This window comes from Micromonospora taraxaci, assembly GCF_007830095.1.
In the GTDB taxonomy this organism is placed as follows: domain Bacteria; phylum Actinomycetota; class Actinomycetes; order Mycobacteriales; family Micromonosporaceae; genus Micromonospora; species Micromonospora taraxaci.
The window spans coordinates 5,686,215-5,702,979 of the sequence record NZ_VIWZ01000001.1; the positions used below are offsets into that span (position 1 = coordinate 5,686,215).

Sequence of the window (16,765 nt, forward strand, 5' to 3'; positions counted from 1 at the left end):
TGTCCCTCGTGTTCTGCGTGACGGCCGACGTGTCGGTACGCGAACGGATGGTGCGGCGACTGGACGGGCTCGGCACCCTGGTGATCTGCACCGACCTCGCCGCGTTGCAGGCGATGATCGGTCCGCCCGCGATCGGCGGACCGGCCCCGGTCGTCGGCCCTGCGACCGAACCCACCGTTGCCGCCACCCCTGCGGCCGCCGTCGCCGCTTTCGCGACGGCCCCGACCCCCACCTCCGGCCGGATCACCCTCGGCGACCTGGAGATCGACCCTCTCGACCACCTGGTGACGTGGCAGGGGCAGCCGCTGGCCCTGACCCGGCTCGAACACCGTCTGCTCACCCAACTCGCCAGCACGCCGGTCGGAGTCTGGACGTACGAGAAGCTCTTCGAGTCGGTCTGGGGGTGCGCCTACCTCGGCGACTCGTCCGTCCTGCACTCGGCCGTCAAGCGGTTGCGGCGCAAGCTGCGCAGCGCCGACGCCACAGTGGGTGTGCAGACCGTACGCGGGATCGGCTACCGGCTCAGCGTGGACTGACTGTCGGCGCCACATGCGAAACGGCTCGTCACCGGGTTTTCAGTGACGAGCCGTTTCCTGTGGTGGGCGATACTGGGTTTGAACCAGTGACCTCTTCCGTGTCAAGGAAGCGCGCTCCCACTGCGCCAATCGCCCGTGCTTGTTGCCGAGGTGGGGACGGGATTTGAACCCGCGTACACGGCTTTGCAGGCCGTTGCCTCGCCTCTCGGCCACCCCACCGAGGTTGCCCCCGTCATGCGTGGCGGCAGCTCCGAGCGGACGACGGGATTCGAACCCGCGACCCTCACCTTGGCAAGGTGATGCGCTACCAGCTGCGCTACGTCCGCACGCCCCCGGACGTTCCCGGGTGACGGATGAGAACTTTAGCCGAGCCGGTGAACGACTGCCAACTCGGGGTCGTCTCGGCGCGTCTGGCCCTCGGTGGACGAGATCACCGCCACCCCCCGCAGGCTTCCTAGGAGGATGGTCTGGCGCCTCGGCCTGCTGGTGGCAGTCACACTCCGACACCACCAGGCAACGATCGTCATCACCGTGTCGCAGATCGACCGGCGGAACCGTCCGCACACTGCTTTCGGGCGGCAGACCTCGGTGAATGCTCCCCTACAGAACGACCGACGGCACCCCGGGAAAGTGTCCGGCTTCCGACTGACACAGCGCCGCTCAGCAGGCGGCGGTAACTGTTCGTGTTCACTCGGATGGGCTACGGTAACGGTCGTGACGAGACGTGCGGCCGAAATCCGCCTGGATGCCCTGCTGCGCACCGCCTGCGACGTGATCGTGGAGCGCGGTCTGGCCAACACCCGAACGGCGGACGTGGCGAACGCGGCAGGCGTGAGCCAGGCCCTGGTCTTCTACCACTTCGCCACCAAGGAACGGTTGCTCGCGCAGGCCTTCGCGTACGCGGTCGAGCAGGATCTGGCCCGACTGGACGCGGTGACCCGCTCCTCGGCCCCGCCGCTGACCAAGCTCCGCAAGATCCTCAAGCTCTACACCCCGGCCGGGCGGGCAACCTCCTGGTCGATGTGGATAGACGGCTGGTCCGAGTCGCTGCGCGCCCCGGAGTTGGAGAAGGTCTCCCGCCGACTCGACCTGCGCTGGCGTCAGGACCTCGCCGAGGTGATCTCCACCGGAGTGGCCGACGGCACCTTCCAGTGCGCCGACCCGGACGGAGCCGCCTGGCGGATCAGCGCGGTCATGGACGGCCTCGCCGTCCAACTGGCCGTGCACGACCGGGTGATCTCCCGCCGGCAGTTCGGCGAGTGGGTCCGGCTGGTCACCGCCCGGGAGCTCGGCCTGGACCCCGCCGACCTGGACTGACCCGGGCAGCCAGCACCAATCCCCGACCAGGCCGGGCAAAACGGCTCGCCCCGCCCCGCCGACCGGAACAATCGGCAGCATGGATCTGCTGGAGGCGTACCGCCGGAGCCTGGCCGAGTTCGTCGACCGGGTGGACCAGGTCGAGCCCGGCCAGTGGTCCGACCCGACACCCTGCTCGGACTGGGACGTCCGCACGCTCGTCAACCACGTGGTCACCGAGGCCCGGTGGAGCGTCCCGCTGCTCGCCGGCCGGACCATCGAGGAGGTCGGCGACCGACTCGACGGCGACCAACTCGGCACCGACCCGATATCGACCGCACGGGAGGCCGCCGCGCAGGCCGAGATCGCCGCCACCCACCCCGGCACGATCGACCGCACCGTGCACCTCTCCAGTGGCGAGACCCCGGCCGCGGAATACCTCCGGCAACTCCTCGCCGAGCACCTGATCCACGGGTGGGACGTGGCCGTGGCGATCGGCGCCCAGCCTCGGCTCGATCCGGACGCGGTGCACGTGGCCGCCCAGTGGTTCGCCGGGCAGATCGACGACTACCGGCGCAACAACCTGGTCCACACCGGGGTACGGGTGCCCGACGACGCCGACGAACAGGACCACCTCCTGGCCGCCTTCGGCCGCGACCCCGACTGGGCGCCGACCGACTGACCACGCCGCACCCGTAGCCGGCCGACCACCGGCCCCACCTCCCCACACCGATCGTCGCGACCGCCCCGGGACACCCCGAGGGCGGCTTCGTCTTTCCGCGATCCCGCGACATGTCGACGTCCCCGGACCTTGCCGCCACCACGATCGACTGATATCCACAGGTGTGCATGCGTCACCGCGCATCCACGGCCGGCGACCGCCGGCCATCCCGCTCCCACGAGGAGGTCCCGTGCCACAACCGGAGTGGTCACCCCCGATGAGCCGGCGCCGACGCCGGCTCATCGCCGTCCTGGCGACGACGGCGACGGTCGCCGCGCTGCTCCCCACCGGCGTGAGCACCGCGGCCCCCACCGGCAACGCGGCGTCCGCCGAGCGCACGTCCGGACCATTCGCCGAGGGCCACGAGCCCGCCGACGCCGACAACCGCACCGGTACGGCGGCACCCGACGCCCGCCAGCGCGGCCTGGCCCGCGCCGCCGACCCCGACGTCCGCTGGAACCGGCTCGGCACCCCGCAGGCGCTCGGCCCCGGTCGCACAGCTCTGGCCACCGGGCTGCCCGCCGACCCGGAGGCCGCCGCCCGCGCCTATCTGACCGCCAACCGCGACCTGTTCGGGCTGGACGCCGCCTCGGTGGCCGCCATGGACCGCGTGCTGGTCCGGCCGATCGGCAGCGGTGCCGTGGTCACCCTCCGGCAACGCTTCGGCGACCTGCCGGCCGGACCGGACGGGCTCGTCACGCTCGCGGTCGCGGGCGGCACCGTGCTCTCGGTCAGCTCCTCGCTGGCCCGCACCGGCGGCATCCCCGCCCCGGCCACCCGTACCGCCGAGCAGGCGTACGCGGCCGCGCTCGCCGACGCCAGGCTGACCGCCGACGCGGTGGCCAGCCACACCATCCGGGCAGTGGCCGTACCCACCCCGGTGGACGGGCCACGGGCCGCGTACGAGGTCACCATGATCGGCGCGGACACCGAGCACCCCGCCGCGTTCACCACCTACGTGGACGGCAACACCGGGCAGGTGCTGGTCCGCGAGGATCTCGTCGACTACGACTCGGACAACCCGAGCTGGGCGGTCTTCCCGGCCACCCCGCCCCGCGACCTCGGCCCGGGGCAGGACCCCCGGGTGCGCTGGTGCGGCGACCCGGTGCCCGGCTGCGTGGCAGCCTCCCGCGACCCGGCCACCGGCCAGCCGTGGGACGTCGACGCGGCAACCGGCACGCCGACGTACACCTCGCGTGGCAACTCGGCCAACACGGTGCTCTCCTGGGGCGCGAACACCCCGGTCGTCCCGGCCCCCACCAGCCCGGAACGCCGCTACGAGTACCCGTTCACCGACCAGTGGCACCAGGCGAAGTGCAACCCCGAGGTCTTCACCTCCGCCCAACGCAACGACGCGGACGCCTCGATCGCCAACCTGTTCGCCATGCACAATCGGATGCACGACTGGTCGTACCAGTTGGGCTTCACCGAGTCGGCGTGGAACCTCCAGGCGGTCAACCTCACCCCGTCCGGGCTGGGCGGTGACGCCGAGCAGGGCCGCGCCCAGCAGGGCGCGTTGACCGGCAACCGCAACAACGCCAACCAGGGCACCCCGCGCGACGGGCTGCCGCCGACCACCAACATGTACCTGTGGCAGCCGCAGGCGGGCGGGCCGTACCCGCCGTGCGTGGACGGCGACTACGACATGACGGTGATCGGCCACGAGTACACCCACGCGATCACCAACCGGATGATCGCCGGCCCGGACAGCGGCATCAGCGGCCACCAGGGCGGGGCGATGGGTGAGTCGTGGGGCGACCTGCTCGCCGCCGAGTACCTCTTCCAGCACGGGCTGCGCGCGCCCGGCGAGACGCCCTTCGTCACCGGCGGCTACGTCACCGGCAACCTGGTCAGCGGCATCCGCAACCACGACCTCAGCCGCAGCCCGCTGAACTACTCCGACATCGGCTACAACACCGGCGGACCGGCCGTGCACGCCGACGGGGAGATCTGGGGCGCCACGAACTTCCGGGTCCGCTCCGCGCTGGTGAAGCGGTACGGCCTCGGCACCCCGCAGCGTCAGCTCGACTGCGCACAGGGGAAGGTCGCCGCCGACCAGTGCCCGGGCAACCGGCGCTGGTCGCAGCTGGTCTTCGACTCGTTCCTGCTCCAGGCCGCCAGCCAGGTCAGCATGCTCGACATGCGGGACAACATGCTCACCGCCGACCTGCTCCGCTTCGGCGGCGCCAACCAGGACCTGATCTGGGCCGAGTTCGCCCGCTCCGGGATGGGCCGGGACGCCGCCACCAACGGCGCCGGCGACACCGACCCGACGCCGAGCTTCGCCTCACCGCGCGGCGGCAACGCGACGCTCACCCTGCGCCCGCGCGGGGACAGCGCCGACGCGCCGATCCGGGTGTACGTCGGGGCGTACGAGGCTCGGGCCACGCCGATCGCGGACACCGACCCGGCCACGCCGATCCCGGACACCGTGGACATGGTGGCCGGCACGTACGACCTGCTCGCCGTCGCCCCCGGCTTCGGGCACCAGCGGCTCAGCGTGGTCGCCACGGCCGGCAAGCAGGGCTACGTCGACCTGCGGATGAGCCGCAACCTGGCGTCCACCGCGTCCGGGGCGACGATCACCGGTGACGGGGTCAACCTGGACCGGATCGGCGACGACACCGAGGCGACGAACTGGGCCTCGCTGGACGGGGTGGCCGGCCGGCAGCTCACCGTGGCGTTGCCGGGCGACGGCCCGCAGACGGTCAAGCGGGTGAACGTCAGCGCGATGCTGCGCCCGGCGATCACCGGCGACGCCGACACCGGCAGCCAGAACGCGCTCAGCGCGCTGCGCTCGTTCACGGTGTCCGCCTGCGACGCGACGACCACCGACTGCGCGGACCCGGCGCGGTGGAAGCGCATCTACACCAGCGCGGGCGACGCGTTCCCCGGCGGGGCGTACCGGGCGTACGTCCGGGACATCAACCTGCGGACGTTCGCGGTGCCCACGACGGTCGCCACGCACCTGCGGCTGGAGGTGCTGGCCAGCCAGTGCACCGGCGGTCCGCAGTACGCGGGCGAGCAGGACGCCGACCCGGCCACGACGACGGACTGCGCGACCGCCAGCCCGGCCCGTGCCCAGGTCAGGATCGCCGAGTTCCAGGCGTTCTCGAAGTGACACGGTGGGGGCCGGCGGCAGCCGGCCCCCACCGTCCTCGTTCAGCGGCGGGCCGGTCGCCACCTGTCGACGGTGGGGCGTTCCCACCGCCGGTCCACCGGCGGGCCGTCGGCCTCGTCGGCACCGTCGCCCGAAGCCCGGGTCAGCTGCCGCAGCCGCAGCAGCAACCCCATGCCGAGGAAGAGCAGCAGCGCGCCGAGCAGGAAGGCGGCCTGCACCGCACCGAACCCGCCGGACTGCGACACCGGGCGGCCGGCGGCCGGCGGTGCGGCGTCGGCCGGGTAGTCGGCGGCCGGTTCCTCCCCGGACGTGGTCTCCTCCTCGGCCGGCTCGCTCGGCGGGTCGGTGGGCTCCGGCGGGGTGACGCTCGGCGTCGGCTTGCTGGTCGGGGTGCCACCCGCGGCCACCACCGAACGGGTGGCGGTCTGCCGGGCCAGCAGGCGCGAGTTGGCGTCGTACGCCTCGGCGGCGAGGGTGACCCGTCCCTGGGTGACGTCCTCGGCGAAGGCCACCCGGTAGCGGGCGGTGACCGTGCGGCCCGGGCAGAGGGTGCCCGGGTCGAGCTGCCGGTCGGTCAGCCGGGCGACGTCGCCCTCGGTCCGGATCTCCAGGGGAAAGTCGCCGGCCTCCTCCACCCGGTCCATCTTGACCTGGTCGAGTCGGAGGCCCTGCACGCTCAGCACCATCGACCAGCGCACCTTCACGCAGCCTCCGCGCCGATCCGTGCGGGAGACGACGGCGGACACCGTACGCACCTGCTCGCCGGCGGTGAACCGGGCCGGCAGCCCACTCAGTTCGGTGGTGAACGCCGCCTGCGCCGGAGCGGCCAGTGCCAGCCCCACCCCGCTCAGACAGGCCAGCACCACCCCGACCCGCACCGCGTACCGCCACACCGTCACCACCGCCGCCCTCCGTTCGGTCGTCTCCACTGGGCAACGCTAGGAGCAGCGCGAGGGGCCGACCAGACGGGTGTGTTCGCACCGGCCGGTAAGGACGGGAGGGGTTTTCACCGACCGTGGTGAACCGGTCACCACTCCCCCGCGACACGCCCGGAGTCGGGCCGCTGGGACAATCGGTGACGTGTCCGAGCTCTCCAGCACGTTCGTCCGGCTGCATGCCCGGCTCACCCCTGTCGCGTTCGTCCCCGAGGTGCGACTGCACCAGGCGGACGAGCCGATCGGGCTGTGGGAGCTGACCGAGGGCGAGTTCTCCACCGACCGGCCGCCGCCGTTCTGGGCGTTCGCCTGGGCCGGCGGGCAGGCGCTCGCCCGCTACGTGACCGACCACCCGGAGCTGGTCGCCGGCCGCCGGGTGCTCGACCTCGCCTCCGGCTCCGGCCTGGTGGCCATCGCCGCCGCCCGCGCCGGAGCCGCGTCCGTTCGGGCCGTCGAGGTCGACGACCTGGCGGTCGCGGCGGTCGCCCTCAACGCCGAGGCCAACGGGGTACGCGTCGACGCCGAGTTCGGCGACATCCTCGACGGTGACGCCGGGGACGCCGAGGTGGTGCTGGCCGGCGACGTCTTCTACAGCGACGCGATGGCTCGCCGGTTCCTGCGGTTCCTGCTCCGCGCCACCCGGGCCGGCGCACCGGTGCTCGTCGGCGACCCCGACCGGGCGTTCCTGCCCCGGGACCGCTTCGACGAGCTGGCCGTGTACGACGTGCCGGTGCCGGAGGCGTTGGAGAGCGTCCGGGTGAAGCGCACCACCGTCTGGCGACTGCGGGCCGGGCTGCCGGGGGCCTCCGGCTAGCGTGTCCGGGTGCTGTTCCGCAGCTGGGCGCAGGTGACCGACCCCGCGTGGCCGGACGTGGCCCGGGTGCCGGACCACGTCGGCGGCACCCACCTGGTCGTCACCCGACACGCGTTGGTCCGTCAGGTCCTCGCCGACCCGGTCACCTATCTGCCGGACAACGCGCTGGACGCGGTGACGCCGATGCCGGTGACCGCTCTGCGGGTGCTCGCCGGGCACCGGTTCCGGCTACCGCCGACCCTCGCCAACAATTCGGGTGTCAGCCATCCGCAGATCCGGGCGATCGTCGCGGACGCGTTGCACCCCTCCCGGGTCGCCGCGCAACGGCAGTGGCTCACCGCGCTGGTGCGGGACCGGGTCGCCCGGCTCTCCGCCGCGCTCGACGCCGACGAGTCGGTCGACCTGTACGCGGACCTCGCCGCCGACCTGCCGCTGCTGGTGCTGGCGCGGCTGGTGGAGTTGCCGGACGCCCCGGTCGGCGCGGTCAAGGAGTTCGCCCGTACCGCGCTGGAGTTGTTCTGGGCACCGCTGGACACCGACCGGCAGGTGGCGCTCGCCGCCGAGGTGGGCCGGTTCCACCACGTACTGCGGGACTTCGCTGCCACCGGCGGCGGCCTGGCAGCCGAGTTGCGCGCGGCCGGGCACCCGCCGGACGTGGTGGTCGGCGCGCTCTTCTTCCTGCTGGTCGCCGGGCAGGAGACCACCTCCCAGTTCCTCACCCTGCTGCTGCACCGGCTGGCCGGCGAGCCGGCGGTACGGGCCGGTCTGCGCAGCGGCGAGGTCGCCGTCGCCGACGTCGTGGAGGAGGGGCTGCGGCTGGAACCGCCCATCGTCACCTGGCGGCGGGTGGCGGCGACGGACAGCACCCTGGGCGGGACGCCGGTGCCGGCCGGCAGCAGCCTCGTGCTGTGGTTGGGCCGCGCCGGCCGGGACCCCGCGGTCGTGGAGTCGCCCGACGAGTTCCGCCCGGGCCAGCGCGGGTCACGCCGGCACCTGGCGTTCGGGGCGGGCGCGCACCGCTGCGTCGGCGACGTGCTGGCCCGCATGGAGGCGGCAGTGGTGGTGGCCGAGGCCGCTCGGCTGCTGGACGGGGTGCGGGTGGTCCGTCCGCCCTGGTGCCCGGACAATCTCACCTTCCGGATGCCCGACGCCTTCGTCGTCCGGCGCTCGCCGGTCGTACCGGCCTGACCGGATCCTCACATCGCTTCGGTAGGTTTCCGGGCGTGTCAGCGACCCCTGCTCGTCGGAGCCTCGCCGCCGTAACGCTTCTGGCCCTGCTGGTGCTGAGTGGCTGCACAGCCGGTCCGACACTGCACGCCCGACGGATCAGCGCGCACCAGCCGGCGCCGTCGGCCTCGCCGTTCGCGCCGTCGGCCTCGCCGTCCACCTCTCCGTCCGCGACGGCGAAGCCCGCTCCCGGTAGCCTGGACTGGTACCTGTCCCAGGTGCCGACCTTCCCCGAGGCGCCGCCGCCGCAACCGGTGCCGCTGCCCACGACCGGCGCGGCCCCGTTCTGGCACCGCCTGCCGACCGACCAGAAGGTCGCGTTCATCACCATCGACGACGGCGGCCTGGCCCGCCCGAGCGAGGTGGCCGACTTCGTCTGGCGGGCGCGCATACCGGTCACCATGTTCCTGAACTCACCGGCGGCGGAGGAGTACCCCGAGTACTTCCGGCAGATCCAGGTCGCGGGCGGGGTCGTCGAGAACCACACCATCACCCACAACTCGCTGGCCGGCCGGTCGTACGACTACCAGAAGCGGGAGATCTGCGGGGCGGCGGACAAGCTGGAGGCACTGTTCGGCAAGCGGGCGACACTGTTCCGCCCACCGTTCGGCGAACACGACAGCACCACGTTGAAGGCCGCCCACGACTGCGGCGCGAAGGCGGTCCTGCACTGGACCGAGACCGTCCACGAGGGGAAGGTGCGCTACCAGACCCCGGAGAAGGTGGTGCAACCCGGTGACGTGCTGCTCATGCACTTCCGGCCGGCGCTTATGGACGACCTCCTCGCTGCGCTGAAGGCGATCCACCGTGCCGGGCTCACCCCGGCGCTGCTGGAGGACTACGTGCTCTGAGCCCGCCGGGGCATGACGAAAGTCAGGGTCGGGAGGTGCCGTTCGGGCGCGGTGCGGCAGTGGGTCGCTCGCCTAGCGTCAACACATGATCACATTACGTGGGTTGACGAAACGCTTCGGCGCGACAGTCGCTGTCGACGCGTTGACAGTCGACATCGCGCCCGGCCGGGTCACCGGGTTCCTCGGCCCCAACGGCGCCGGCAAGTCCACCACCATGCGGATGATCCTCGGGCTGGACCGCCCCACCGCCGGGCAGGCCCTGGTCGGTGGGCGCGCGTACCGGGAGTTGCGCCGGCCGCTGCACGAGGTGGGGGCACTGCTCGACGCCCGGGCCATCCACCCGACCCGCTCCGGCCGGGCACACCTGCTGGCCATGGCCCGCAGCAACGGCATCCCCACCCGCCGGGTGGACGAGGTGCTGGACACCGTCGGCCTGGACGCGCGGGCCGCCCGCAAGCCGGGGCGGACCCTCTCCCTCGGCATGGGCCAGCGGCTCGGCATCGCCGGCGCGCTGCTCGGCGACCCACCGGTGCTGATGTTCGACGAGCCGGTGAACGGCCTCGACCCGGACGGGGTGCGCTGGGTACGTCACCTGATGCGCTCGCTGGCGGACGAGGGACGGACGGTCTTCGTCTCCAGCCACCTGATGAGCGAGATGCAGCTCACCGCCGACCAGCTCGTGGTGATCGGTCGGGGACGGCTGCTCGCCGACGCGCCGACCGACGAGGTGATCGCCGGCAGTGCGGTCGCGGTGCGGGTCCGCAGCCCGCACCGGGACGGCCTGGCCGCCCTCGCCGCGCGCCTCACCGCTACCGGCGCGACAGTCACGGCCGCCGACCGCAACGAGCTGACCGTCACCGGCGCGACAGTGGACCGGGTCGGGGACCTGGCCCACGAACTGGGGGTACGACTGCACGAGCTGAGCCCGCACGGCGCGTCACTGGAAGAGGCGTTCATGGAACTCACCGCCGACAGCGTCGAGTACGCGGGCGGACCGACCGGAGGTGGCGCGCGATGAGCACCAGTACCCGTGGTGGCATCGTGGCCGCCGAGTGGACCAAGCTCTCCTCGGTGCGGAGCACCTGGTGGACGGCTCTGGCCGGGCTGTTGGTGACGGCAGCGGGCGCCGGCCAACTGGCCATCTACGTCGCCAACGGCAACACCAACGACGATCCGGCCGACAACGCCGGTGTCGTCACCGTCGGCAGTGTGCTGATCGACTCGGTCGAGATGACCCAGTACGTGGTGCTGGCGCTCGGCCTGCTGGCGATCACCTCCGAGTTCACCAGCGGCACCATCCGGACCGCGTTGCAGTGCACCCCGTCGCGTGGCCGCGTACTGCTGGGCAAGGCAGTGGTCGCCGGAGCTGTCACCTTCGCCCTCGGTCTGCTGCTCGGCGGCGTCGGCGCCCTGGTCGCCTGGCCGGTGCTCGGCGAGTGGGGCAGCGCCCCGGCCGCCGAGACGATCGGCGACATCGCCGCGGTGGCGGTCTACCTGGCGCTGGTGGGCGTGCTCGCGCTGGGCCTCGGCGCCGCGCTGCGGAGCGCGGTCCTGACGATCACCGTGCTCCTGGCGACCCTGATGATCGTGCCGCGGTCCCTCCAGGAGCCGGACATCGACGTGCTGACCCGGATCGCCGACGTGTTCCCCGGCGTGGCCGGCGGTCACTTCATGTCCGGCGACGCGGCTCCGTACCCACGGCTGGTCGGGTTGCTCCTGCTCGCCGGGTGGGCGAGCGCCGCGCTCCTGCTGGGCCGGGTCGCCCTGCGCCGTCGCGACGCGTGACGACCGCGGCTGAGCGAGGGCTGCCCGGCCCTCGCTCAGCCGTCGACCAGCCCGGCCTCGTACGCGAGGATCGCCGCCTGCACCCGGTTGCGCACGTCCAACCGGGTGAAGATGCTGGTCAGGTAGCTCTTCACGGTGCCCTCCACCAGGTGCAGCCGGCGGGCGATCTCGGCGTTGGACAACCCCGCCCCCACCAGGGCCAGCACCTCCCGTTCCCGCTCGGTCAACCCGGCGGTACGGTCGCGCGCCACGGGTCGGCGGGCCAACCGCCCGGCGCCCAGCTCGATCACCCGGCGGGCCACGGTCGGCGACAGGTACGCGCCACCGTCCGCGACCGCGTGCACCCCGGAGATCAACTCACGCGGGTCGCCGGCCTTGAGCAAAAACCCGCTCGCGCCGTGCCCGAGCGCCCGCGCCACGTGGTCGTCCTCGCCGAACGTGGTCAGCATGATCGTCGCGGTGTCCGGCACGACCCGACGGATCTCGGCGGCCGCCGCCAGACCGTCCAGCCGGGGCATCCGGATGTCCAGCAACGCGACCCGGGGTCGGTGCGCGCGGACCAGTTCCACCGCCTCGTGCCCGTCGCCCGCCTCGGCGACCACCTCGATACCGGGATCGGTGGCGAGGATGGCCCGGACACCGGCGCGGATCATCGCCTCGTCGTCGGCCAGGACCACCCGGACCCGCTTCGCGCCGGCCGTGTCGCTGTTCACTACGCGATCCACTCCTTGCTGGCCAACCGGCCGTCGGTGAAACAGAGCCGCCAGGTCGGCTGCGCGAGGGGGAAGTTGCCGTCGGTGTAGTACTCGCAGCCGTCCCGGTCGGCGGTCGTCGGGCGTTCCAACTGCCGGCGGGGCAGGCCGGCCAGCTCCGACCGGGCCGTACCGAGGCGCATCTGGTCGAAGGTGGCCCGGTCCAGCACCGTGCCCGCCGTCGCCACCGGGTAGTAGACGAGCGAAAGCACCAGGGCGAACCCGACCGGTGCCACCAGAGCCACCAGCAGACTGCGCCGCACCCGTCGGCGGGCGTCGTGCAGCCGCCGCTCCGCGTCCACCGGCCGCTCCGACGGATCGGGCTCCACCACCGCGTCGGGCTGCGCCGCGTCGGACGGTGCCGCCAGCCCCGTCCCAGCGGCGGTCTCCACCGGCCCGGTGACCGGCAACGCCGCCCGCAGGGCGAAACCACCGTCGGTACGGGGGCCGGCGTGCAGCGTTCCACCGGCGAGACGAACCCGCTCGGCGAGGGCGAGCAACCCGCTGCCCTGCGACGGCGGAGCGGGCAACGGCCCCGCCGGCGGGGCGTCGTTGACGACGGCCACCTCCACCCGGTCGCCCACGCGGGTCACCGACACCTCGACCGGAGCGCCGGGCGCGTACCGGGCAGCGTTGGTCAACGCCTCCCGCACGATCCGGTGGGCGGCGTGACCGGTCATCGCCGGTAGCTCCGCAGCCCCCGGGGCTGCCTCCATCCGTACCGCCATGCCGGCCTCCCGGGCACCCTCGACCAGCTCGGCGACGGTCTCCCCGCTCGGCCGCACCGACGCGCCCCCCTCCTCACGGAGCACACCGATGATCTCGTGCAGGCGCTCGGTGGCGGCGGAGACGCTGGCCCGCAACTCCCCCGCCGCCGCCCGGTGCCGGTCGTCGAGGTCGGCAGCGACCTCCAGGGCGGCGGCACGCAACGCGATCAGGCTGAGGTCGTGACCGAGCGAATCGTGCATCTCCCCGGCGATCCGGGCCCGCTCGCGGAGCCGGATCCGTTCGGCGGCGCCGCGCTGCTCACGGGTCGACGCCTCAACGTGCCGCCGACCGGCGTCCGCCAACTCCTGCTGCTGACGCCGGTACCGGCCGACCAACCAGGGGAACACAGCGGCGAAGAGCAGCACCGAGGCGAGCAGGAACCAGGTGGCGGCGCCGGTGCCGAGCAGCCCCAGGTTGAGCGCCGTGCCGCCGCCCACGATCAGCACGAAGACACCGGCCGCCGGCCCCACCGACGCGGTGCGCCGCCCGGCGAGGTAGCTGAAGACCGGAATCGCGAACGCGAAGTTGCCGTCGACCACCGAACCCAGAACCACCAGCACGGGGGCGAGCAACGGCTGACGTCGACTCGCCACCACCGCCGCGCCGAGCATCACCAACTTGCCGACGACCAGCGGCACCGCGTACGGCGCGTAGGGCGGGCTGAAGCCGGCGTACCCGACCGGGGCGGCGACCACCGCCCAGAGCAGCACGTCCGACAACAGGCGACGCCGCCGGTCCAGCCGGCCCGGCGACGAGGAGTCGAGGATCCGCACGGCGGTCAGGCTACCCACGCCCGACCTGCGCGGACACTGACGAAAGTCAGGTGTTCAGCCGCTCTCCTCGGCCCAGACCCGCCAGTCGTCGAGCACACCGTGCAGCGCCGGGGTGAGCCAACCCGGGGCGGACCGCCGGAACACCCCCGGGTCCATCGCGCCGGCGCCGTCGGGCACCGCGCCGAGCAGGTTCGGCACCAGATCGGTGAGATTCGTCCAGTGCACCAGCTCCGGCCGCGCCGGCCAGGCGCCGATCACCACACCGGCCGGCACGGCACGCCGGTCCAGCGCCTCCAGGGTCAGCGCCGTGTGATTGAGCGTGCCCAACCCGGCACGGGCGACCACCACCGCCGGCGCGCCCAGCGACACCGCCAGATCGGCCATCGTCCACGGCTCCCCCGACGGACGCAGCCCCATCGGCACGAGCAGCCCACCCGCGCCCTCGACCAACACCAGGTCGTGCTTGTCGACCTCGTCACGCACCGCGTCCACCGCCGTGTACAGCTCCAACGGCGGTAGATCGGCGACCCGGGCGGCAGCCAACGGAGCCAGCGGATCGGGATAACTGGCCAGGGTCCGCCCGGTCAGTGGGGCGGCCAGCCGGTTGACCGCGTCCACGTCGCTCGGCTCACCACCCGCCGTACCGGTCTGACCCGGTTTGACCACCGCCACCCGCAACCCGGCAGCCTGCGCGGCGGCCGCGATCGTCGCCGTCACCACGGTCTTGCCGACCTCGGTGTCGGTCCCGGTGACCAGAACCGGCCCCTCCCACCCGGTCACTGCGCAACCTTTGTTCGCGACTGCGGGGCTCGCAAACCCGGCTCACTCCTCGCGCTCACTGTGTCACCGCTGTTCGCGACTGCGGGGCTCGCAAACCCGGCTCACTCCTCGCGCTCACGGGCGCACAGTCCACGATGACCTCCAGGGCCCGCTCGAACGCCGCCCGCGGCACCCCGGCGCTGACCGTGAGTCGCAGGCGGGACCGGCTGTCCGGGGTGGACGGCGGCCGGAAGCAACCCACCGCGACACCCTGGTCCCGGCAGTCGGCGGCCCAGGCGGTCGCCGCGTCCGGGCCGGGAGCCGTCACCGAGATCACCGCCGCGTCCGGCGCGGAGACGGTCAACCCCGCCGACCGCAGTCGACCGACCGCCAACGCCACCCGGTCGGCCAGCTCCACGCGCAGGTCGTCGCCGACCCGGGTCAGCCGCAGCGCGGCGTGCACACCGGCGGCGACAGCCGGGGGCAGGGCCGTGTCGAAGATGAACGTACGCCCCGTCTCGACCAGGTGCCGGACGAACTCGGCCGGGCCGGCCACCACGCCACCCGCGCCGCCGAGCGCCTTGGACAGGGTGGCGGTGACCACCACGTCCGGCTCACCGGCCAGCTCCGCCGCCGCCACCCCACCGGCGCCGGCCGGACCTGTCACGCCCAGCGCGTGCGCGTCGTCGACCAGCAGCAGCGCGCCGTGACGGCGGGCCACGGCGTGCAGCCGGGTCAGCGGGGCGAGGTCACCGTCGACCGAGAACACCGACTCGGTCACCACCACCGCCGGGCGCCCCGGGGCGGCGGCGAGCGCGGCGGCCACCGCGTCCACGTCGGCGTGCGGGGTGACCACCGTCTCCGCACCGGAGATCCGGCAGCCGTCGATCAGGGACGCGTGGTTGTGGGCGTCCGAGACGAGCAGCGTCCGAGGTTGGACGAGCGCCCGCAGCGCACCCAGGTTCGCCAGGTAGCCGGACGAGAACACGAGAGCGCGGTCGGTGCCCAGCCACTGCGCCAGCTCGGTCTCCAACGCCTCGTGCGCGTCGGTGGAACCCCGCACCAGGCGCGACCCGGTCGCCCCCAGCCCGTACGCCGACAGCGCAGCCGTGGCTGCGGCGGTGACCTCCGGGTGGGTGGCCAGGCCGAGGTAGTCGTTACCGGCCAGATCGGTCATCCCGTCGGCGGCGGGACGCGGTTGCAGTCGCCGGGTCAGCCCAGCCTTCGCCCGCAGATCCGCGCGGCGGTCGAGCGCCGCCAGCCAGTCCGCCACGTCACCCCTTCACCGCCGTCCGTGCCGGTCAGCCCGACACCCGCCGGGCGAAATTACCACCCGCCGCCGACGCCCGACGGATCCCACTCGCCGGCAGGTATAGGGGCTGCCAGGTCATTCCGGCTGATCGGGCCGCCTTGTAGGGTACGAGCCATGCCAGAGATCCTCGACCAGGCCCGGACCCAGGTCCTCGGTGACGGTGTCGGCCTCGACCAGGCCGGCATCCTTGCCGTGTTGAACCTGCCCGACGAGCACCTTCCCGCCGCCCTGCAGCTCGCTCACGACGTGCGCATGCGCTGGTGCGGCCCGGAGGTCGAGGTCGAGGGGATCGTCTCGCTGAAGACCGGCGGCTGCCCGGAGGACTGCCACTTCTGTTCCCAGTCCGGCCTGTTCACCTCCCCGGTGCGCTCGGTGTGGCTGGACATCCCGTCGCTGGTCGAGGCGGCGAAGCAGACCGCCGCGACCGGGGCGACCGAGTTCTGCATCGTCGCGGCGGTCCGCGGTCCGGACGCCCGGCTCATGAAGCAGATGCGCGAGGGCGTCGCGGCCATCAAGGCGGCTGTCGACATCCAGGTCGCCGCGTCGCTGGGCATGCTCACCAAGGAGCAGGTCGACGACCTGGTCGACATGGGCGTGCACCGCTACAACCACAACCTGGAAACCTGCAAGTCGTACTTCCCCAACGTGGTCACCACGCACTCCTGGGAGGAGCGCTGGGAGACGCTGCGGATGGTCCGCGACTCCGGCATGGAGGTGTGCTGCGGCGGGATCCTCGGCCTCGGCGAGACCGTCGAGCAGCGGGCCGAGTTCGCCGCGCAGCTCGCCGAACTCAACCCGCACGAGGTGCCGCTCAACTTCCTCAACCCGCGCCCCGGCACTCCGCTCGGTGACCGGCCGGTGGTGGAGGGCAAGGACGCGCTGCGGGCCATCGCCGCGTTCCGGCTGGCCATGCCGCGCACCATCCTGCGGTACGCGGGCGGCCGGGAGATCACCCTCGGTGACCTGGGCACCCGCGACGGTCTGCTCGGTGGCATCAACGCGGTCATCGTCGGCAACTACCTGACCACGCTGGGTCGACCGGCGACCGCCGACCTGGAGTTGCTGGACGAGCTGAAGATGCCGGTCAAGGCCCTCTCCGCCACGCTGTGACGACG

The 16,765-nt window shown here is 73.1% G+C and carries 15 protein-coding genes and 3 tRNA genes; 10 read left to right on the forward strand and 8 right to left on the reverse strand.

Annotation, left to right across the window (positions count from 1 at the left end; genetic code table 11):
- Positions 1 to 29: 29 nt before the first annotated feature.
- Positions 30 to 536, forward strand: a complete 507-nt coding sequence (locus FHU34_RS25715; protein WP_244312007.1) for a winged helix-turn-helix domain-containing protein — start codon at positions 30 to 32, stop codon at positions 534 to 536.
- Between the two features lie 60 nt (positions 537 to 596).
- On the opposite strand, the gene FHU34_RS25720 is transcribed toward FHU34_RS25715, so the two are convergent.
- The 3 genes from FHU34_RS25720 to FHU34_RS25730 form a co-directional block, all read right to left on the reverse strand.
- Positions 597 to 671: transfer RNA gene (locus FHU34_RS25720), tRNA-Val, on the reverse strand.
- Positions 672 to 684: 13 nt separating this feature from the next.
- A tRNA-Cys gene (locus FHU34_RS25725) sits at positions 685 to 755 on the reverse strand.
- A gap of 34 nt (positions 756 to 789) precedes the next feature.
- A tRNA-Gly gene (locus FHU34_RS25730) sits at positions 790 to 862 on the reverse strand.
- Between the two features lie 388 nt (positions 863 to 1,250).
- Here FHU34_RS25730 and FHU34_RS25735 point away from each other — a divergent pair.
- From FHU34_RS25735 to FHU34_RS25745, 3 genes are all read left to right on the forward strand, one after another.
- On the forward strand, positions 1,251 to 1,853 hold the full coding sequence (locus tag FHU34_RS25735; protein ID WP_145784814.1) for a TetR/AcrR family transcriptional regulator: 603 nt from the start codon (positions 1,251 to 1,253) through the stop codon (positions 1,851 to 1,853).
- A gap of 79 nt (positions 1,854 to 1,932) precedes the next feature.
- A complete protein-coding gene (locus tag FHU34_RS25740) occupies positions 1,933 to 2,514 on the forward strand; it encodes a TIGR03086 family metal-binding protein (protein ID WP_145784815.1) in 582 nt (193 codons plus the stop codon).
- A 229-nt stretch (positions 2,515 to 2,743) separates the two neighbouring features.
- Positions 2,744 to 5,674, forward strand: coding sequence for a M36 family metallopeptidase (locus FHU34_RS25745; protein WP_208745077.1), 2,931 nt, complete (start codon positions 2,744 to 2,746; stop codon positions 5,672 to 5,674).
- Between the two features lie 41 nt (positions 5,675 to 5,715).
- Here FHU34_RS25745 and FHU34_RS25750 read toward each other — a convergent pair whose 3' ends face one another.
- Complete coding sequence (locus FHU34_RS25750) at positions 5,716 to 6,603, reverse strand: hypothetical protein (RefSeq protein ID WP_244311831.1); 888 nt, start codon at positions 6,601 to 6,603, stop codon at positions 5,716 to 5,718.
- A 151-nt stretch (positions 6,604 to 6,754) separates the two neighbouring features.
- Here FHU34_RS25750 and FHU34_RS25755 point away from each other — a divergent pair, with 151 nt between their 5' ends.
- The 5 genes from FHU34_RS25755 (at position 6,755) to FHU34_RS25775 (ending at position 11,286) form a co-directional block, all read left to right on the forward strand.
- The gene (locus FHU34_RS25755) at positions 6,755 to 7,423 is read left to right on the forward strand and encodes a class I SAM-dependent methyltransferase (protein WP_145784816.1); all 669 of its coding nucleotides are present in this window, start codon (positions 6,755 to 6,757) and stop codon (positions 7,421 to 7,423) included.
- 9 nt (positions 7,424 to 7,432) lie between these two features.
- A complete protein-coding gene (locus FHU34_RS25760) occupies positions 7,433 to 8,611 on the forward strand; it encodes a cytochrome P450 (RefSeq protein WP_145784817.1) in 1,179 nt (392 codons plus the stop codon).
- Between the two features lie 35 nt (positions 8,612 to 8,646).
- Positions 8,647 to 9,501, forward strand: coding sequence for a polysaccharide deacetylase family protein (locus FHU34_RS25765; protein WP_244311832.1), 855 nt, complete (start codon positions 8,647 to 8,649; stop codon positions 9,499 to 9,501).
- Positions 9,502 to 9,586: 85 nt separating this feature from the next.
- Positions 9,587 to 10,519: an ABC transporter ATP-binding protein gene (locus FHU34_RS25770; RefSeq protein WP_145784818.1), complete on the forward strand. Its 933-nt coding sequence runs from the start codon at positions 9,587 to 9,589 to the stop codon at positions 10,517 to 10,519.
- Positions 10,516 to 11,286 carry an ABC transporter permease subunit gene (locus tag FHU34_RS25775; protein ID WP_145784819.1) on the forward strand — a complete coding sequence of 257 codons (771 nt, stop codon included), beginning with the start codon at positions 10,516 to 10,518 and terminating at the stop codon, positions 11,284 to 11,286. The genes FHU34_RS25770 and FHU34_RS25775 overlap by 4 nt, the downstream gene beginning before the upstream one ends.
- Positions 11,287 to 11,321: 35 nt before the next feature.
- Here the strand turns inward: FHU34_RS25775 and FHU34_RS25780 are convergent, their stop codons facing one another.
- The 4 genes from FHU34_RS25780 to FHU34_RS25795 are packed head-to-tail and all read right to left on the reverse strand — an operon-like array spanning position 11,322 to position 15,611.
- Positions 11,322 to 11,999 carry a response regulator gene (locus FHU34_RS25780; RefSeq protein ID WP_145784820.1) on the reverse strand — a complete coding sequence of 226 codons (678 nt, stop codon included), beginning with the start codon at positions 11,997 to 11,999 and terminating at the stop codon, positions 11,322 to 11,324.
- Positions 11,999 to 13,579, reverse strand: a complete 1,581-nt coding sequence (locus FHU34_RS25785) for a sensor histidine kinase (RefSeq protein WP_244311833.1) — start codon at positions 13,577 to 13,579, stop codon at positions 11,999 to 12,001. Before FHU34_RS25785 ends, FHU34_RS25780 begins: the two co-directional genes overlap by 1 nt.
- Positions 13,580 to 13,633: 54 nt before the next feature.
- Positions 13,634 to 14,359: a dethiobiotin synthase gene (gene bioD / locus FHU34_RS25790; protein WP_145784822.1), complete on the reverse strand. Its 726-nt coding sequence runs from the start codon at positions 14,357 to 14,359 to the stop codon at positions 13,634 to 13,636.
- A gap of 55 nt (positions 14,360 to 14,414) precedes the next feature.
- Positions 14,415 to 15,611 carry an 8-amino-7-oxononanoate synthase gene (locus FHU34_RS25795; RefSeq protein ID WP_145784823.1) on the reverse strand — a complete coding sequence of 399 codons (1,197 nt, stop codon included), beginning with the start codon at positions 15,609 to 15,611 and terminating at the stop codon, positions 14,415 to 14,417.
- Between the two features lie 153 nt (positions 15,612 to 15,764).
- Between FHU34_RS25795 and bioB the strand changes: the two genes are divergently transcribed.
- Complete coding sequence (bioB, locus tag FHU34_RS25800) at positions 15,765 to 16,760, forward strand: biotin synthase BioB (RefSeq protein WP_124819840.1); 996 nt, start codon at positions 15,765 to 15,767, stop codon at positions 16,758 to 16,760.
- Positions 16,761 to 16,765 lie beyond the last annotated feature (5 nt).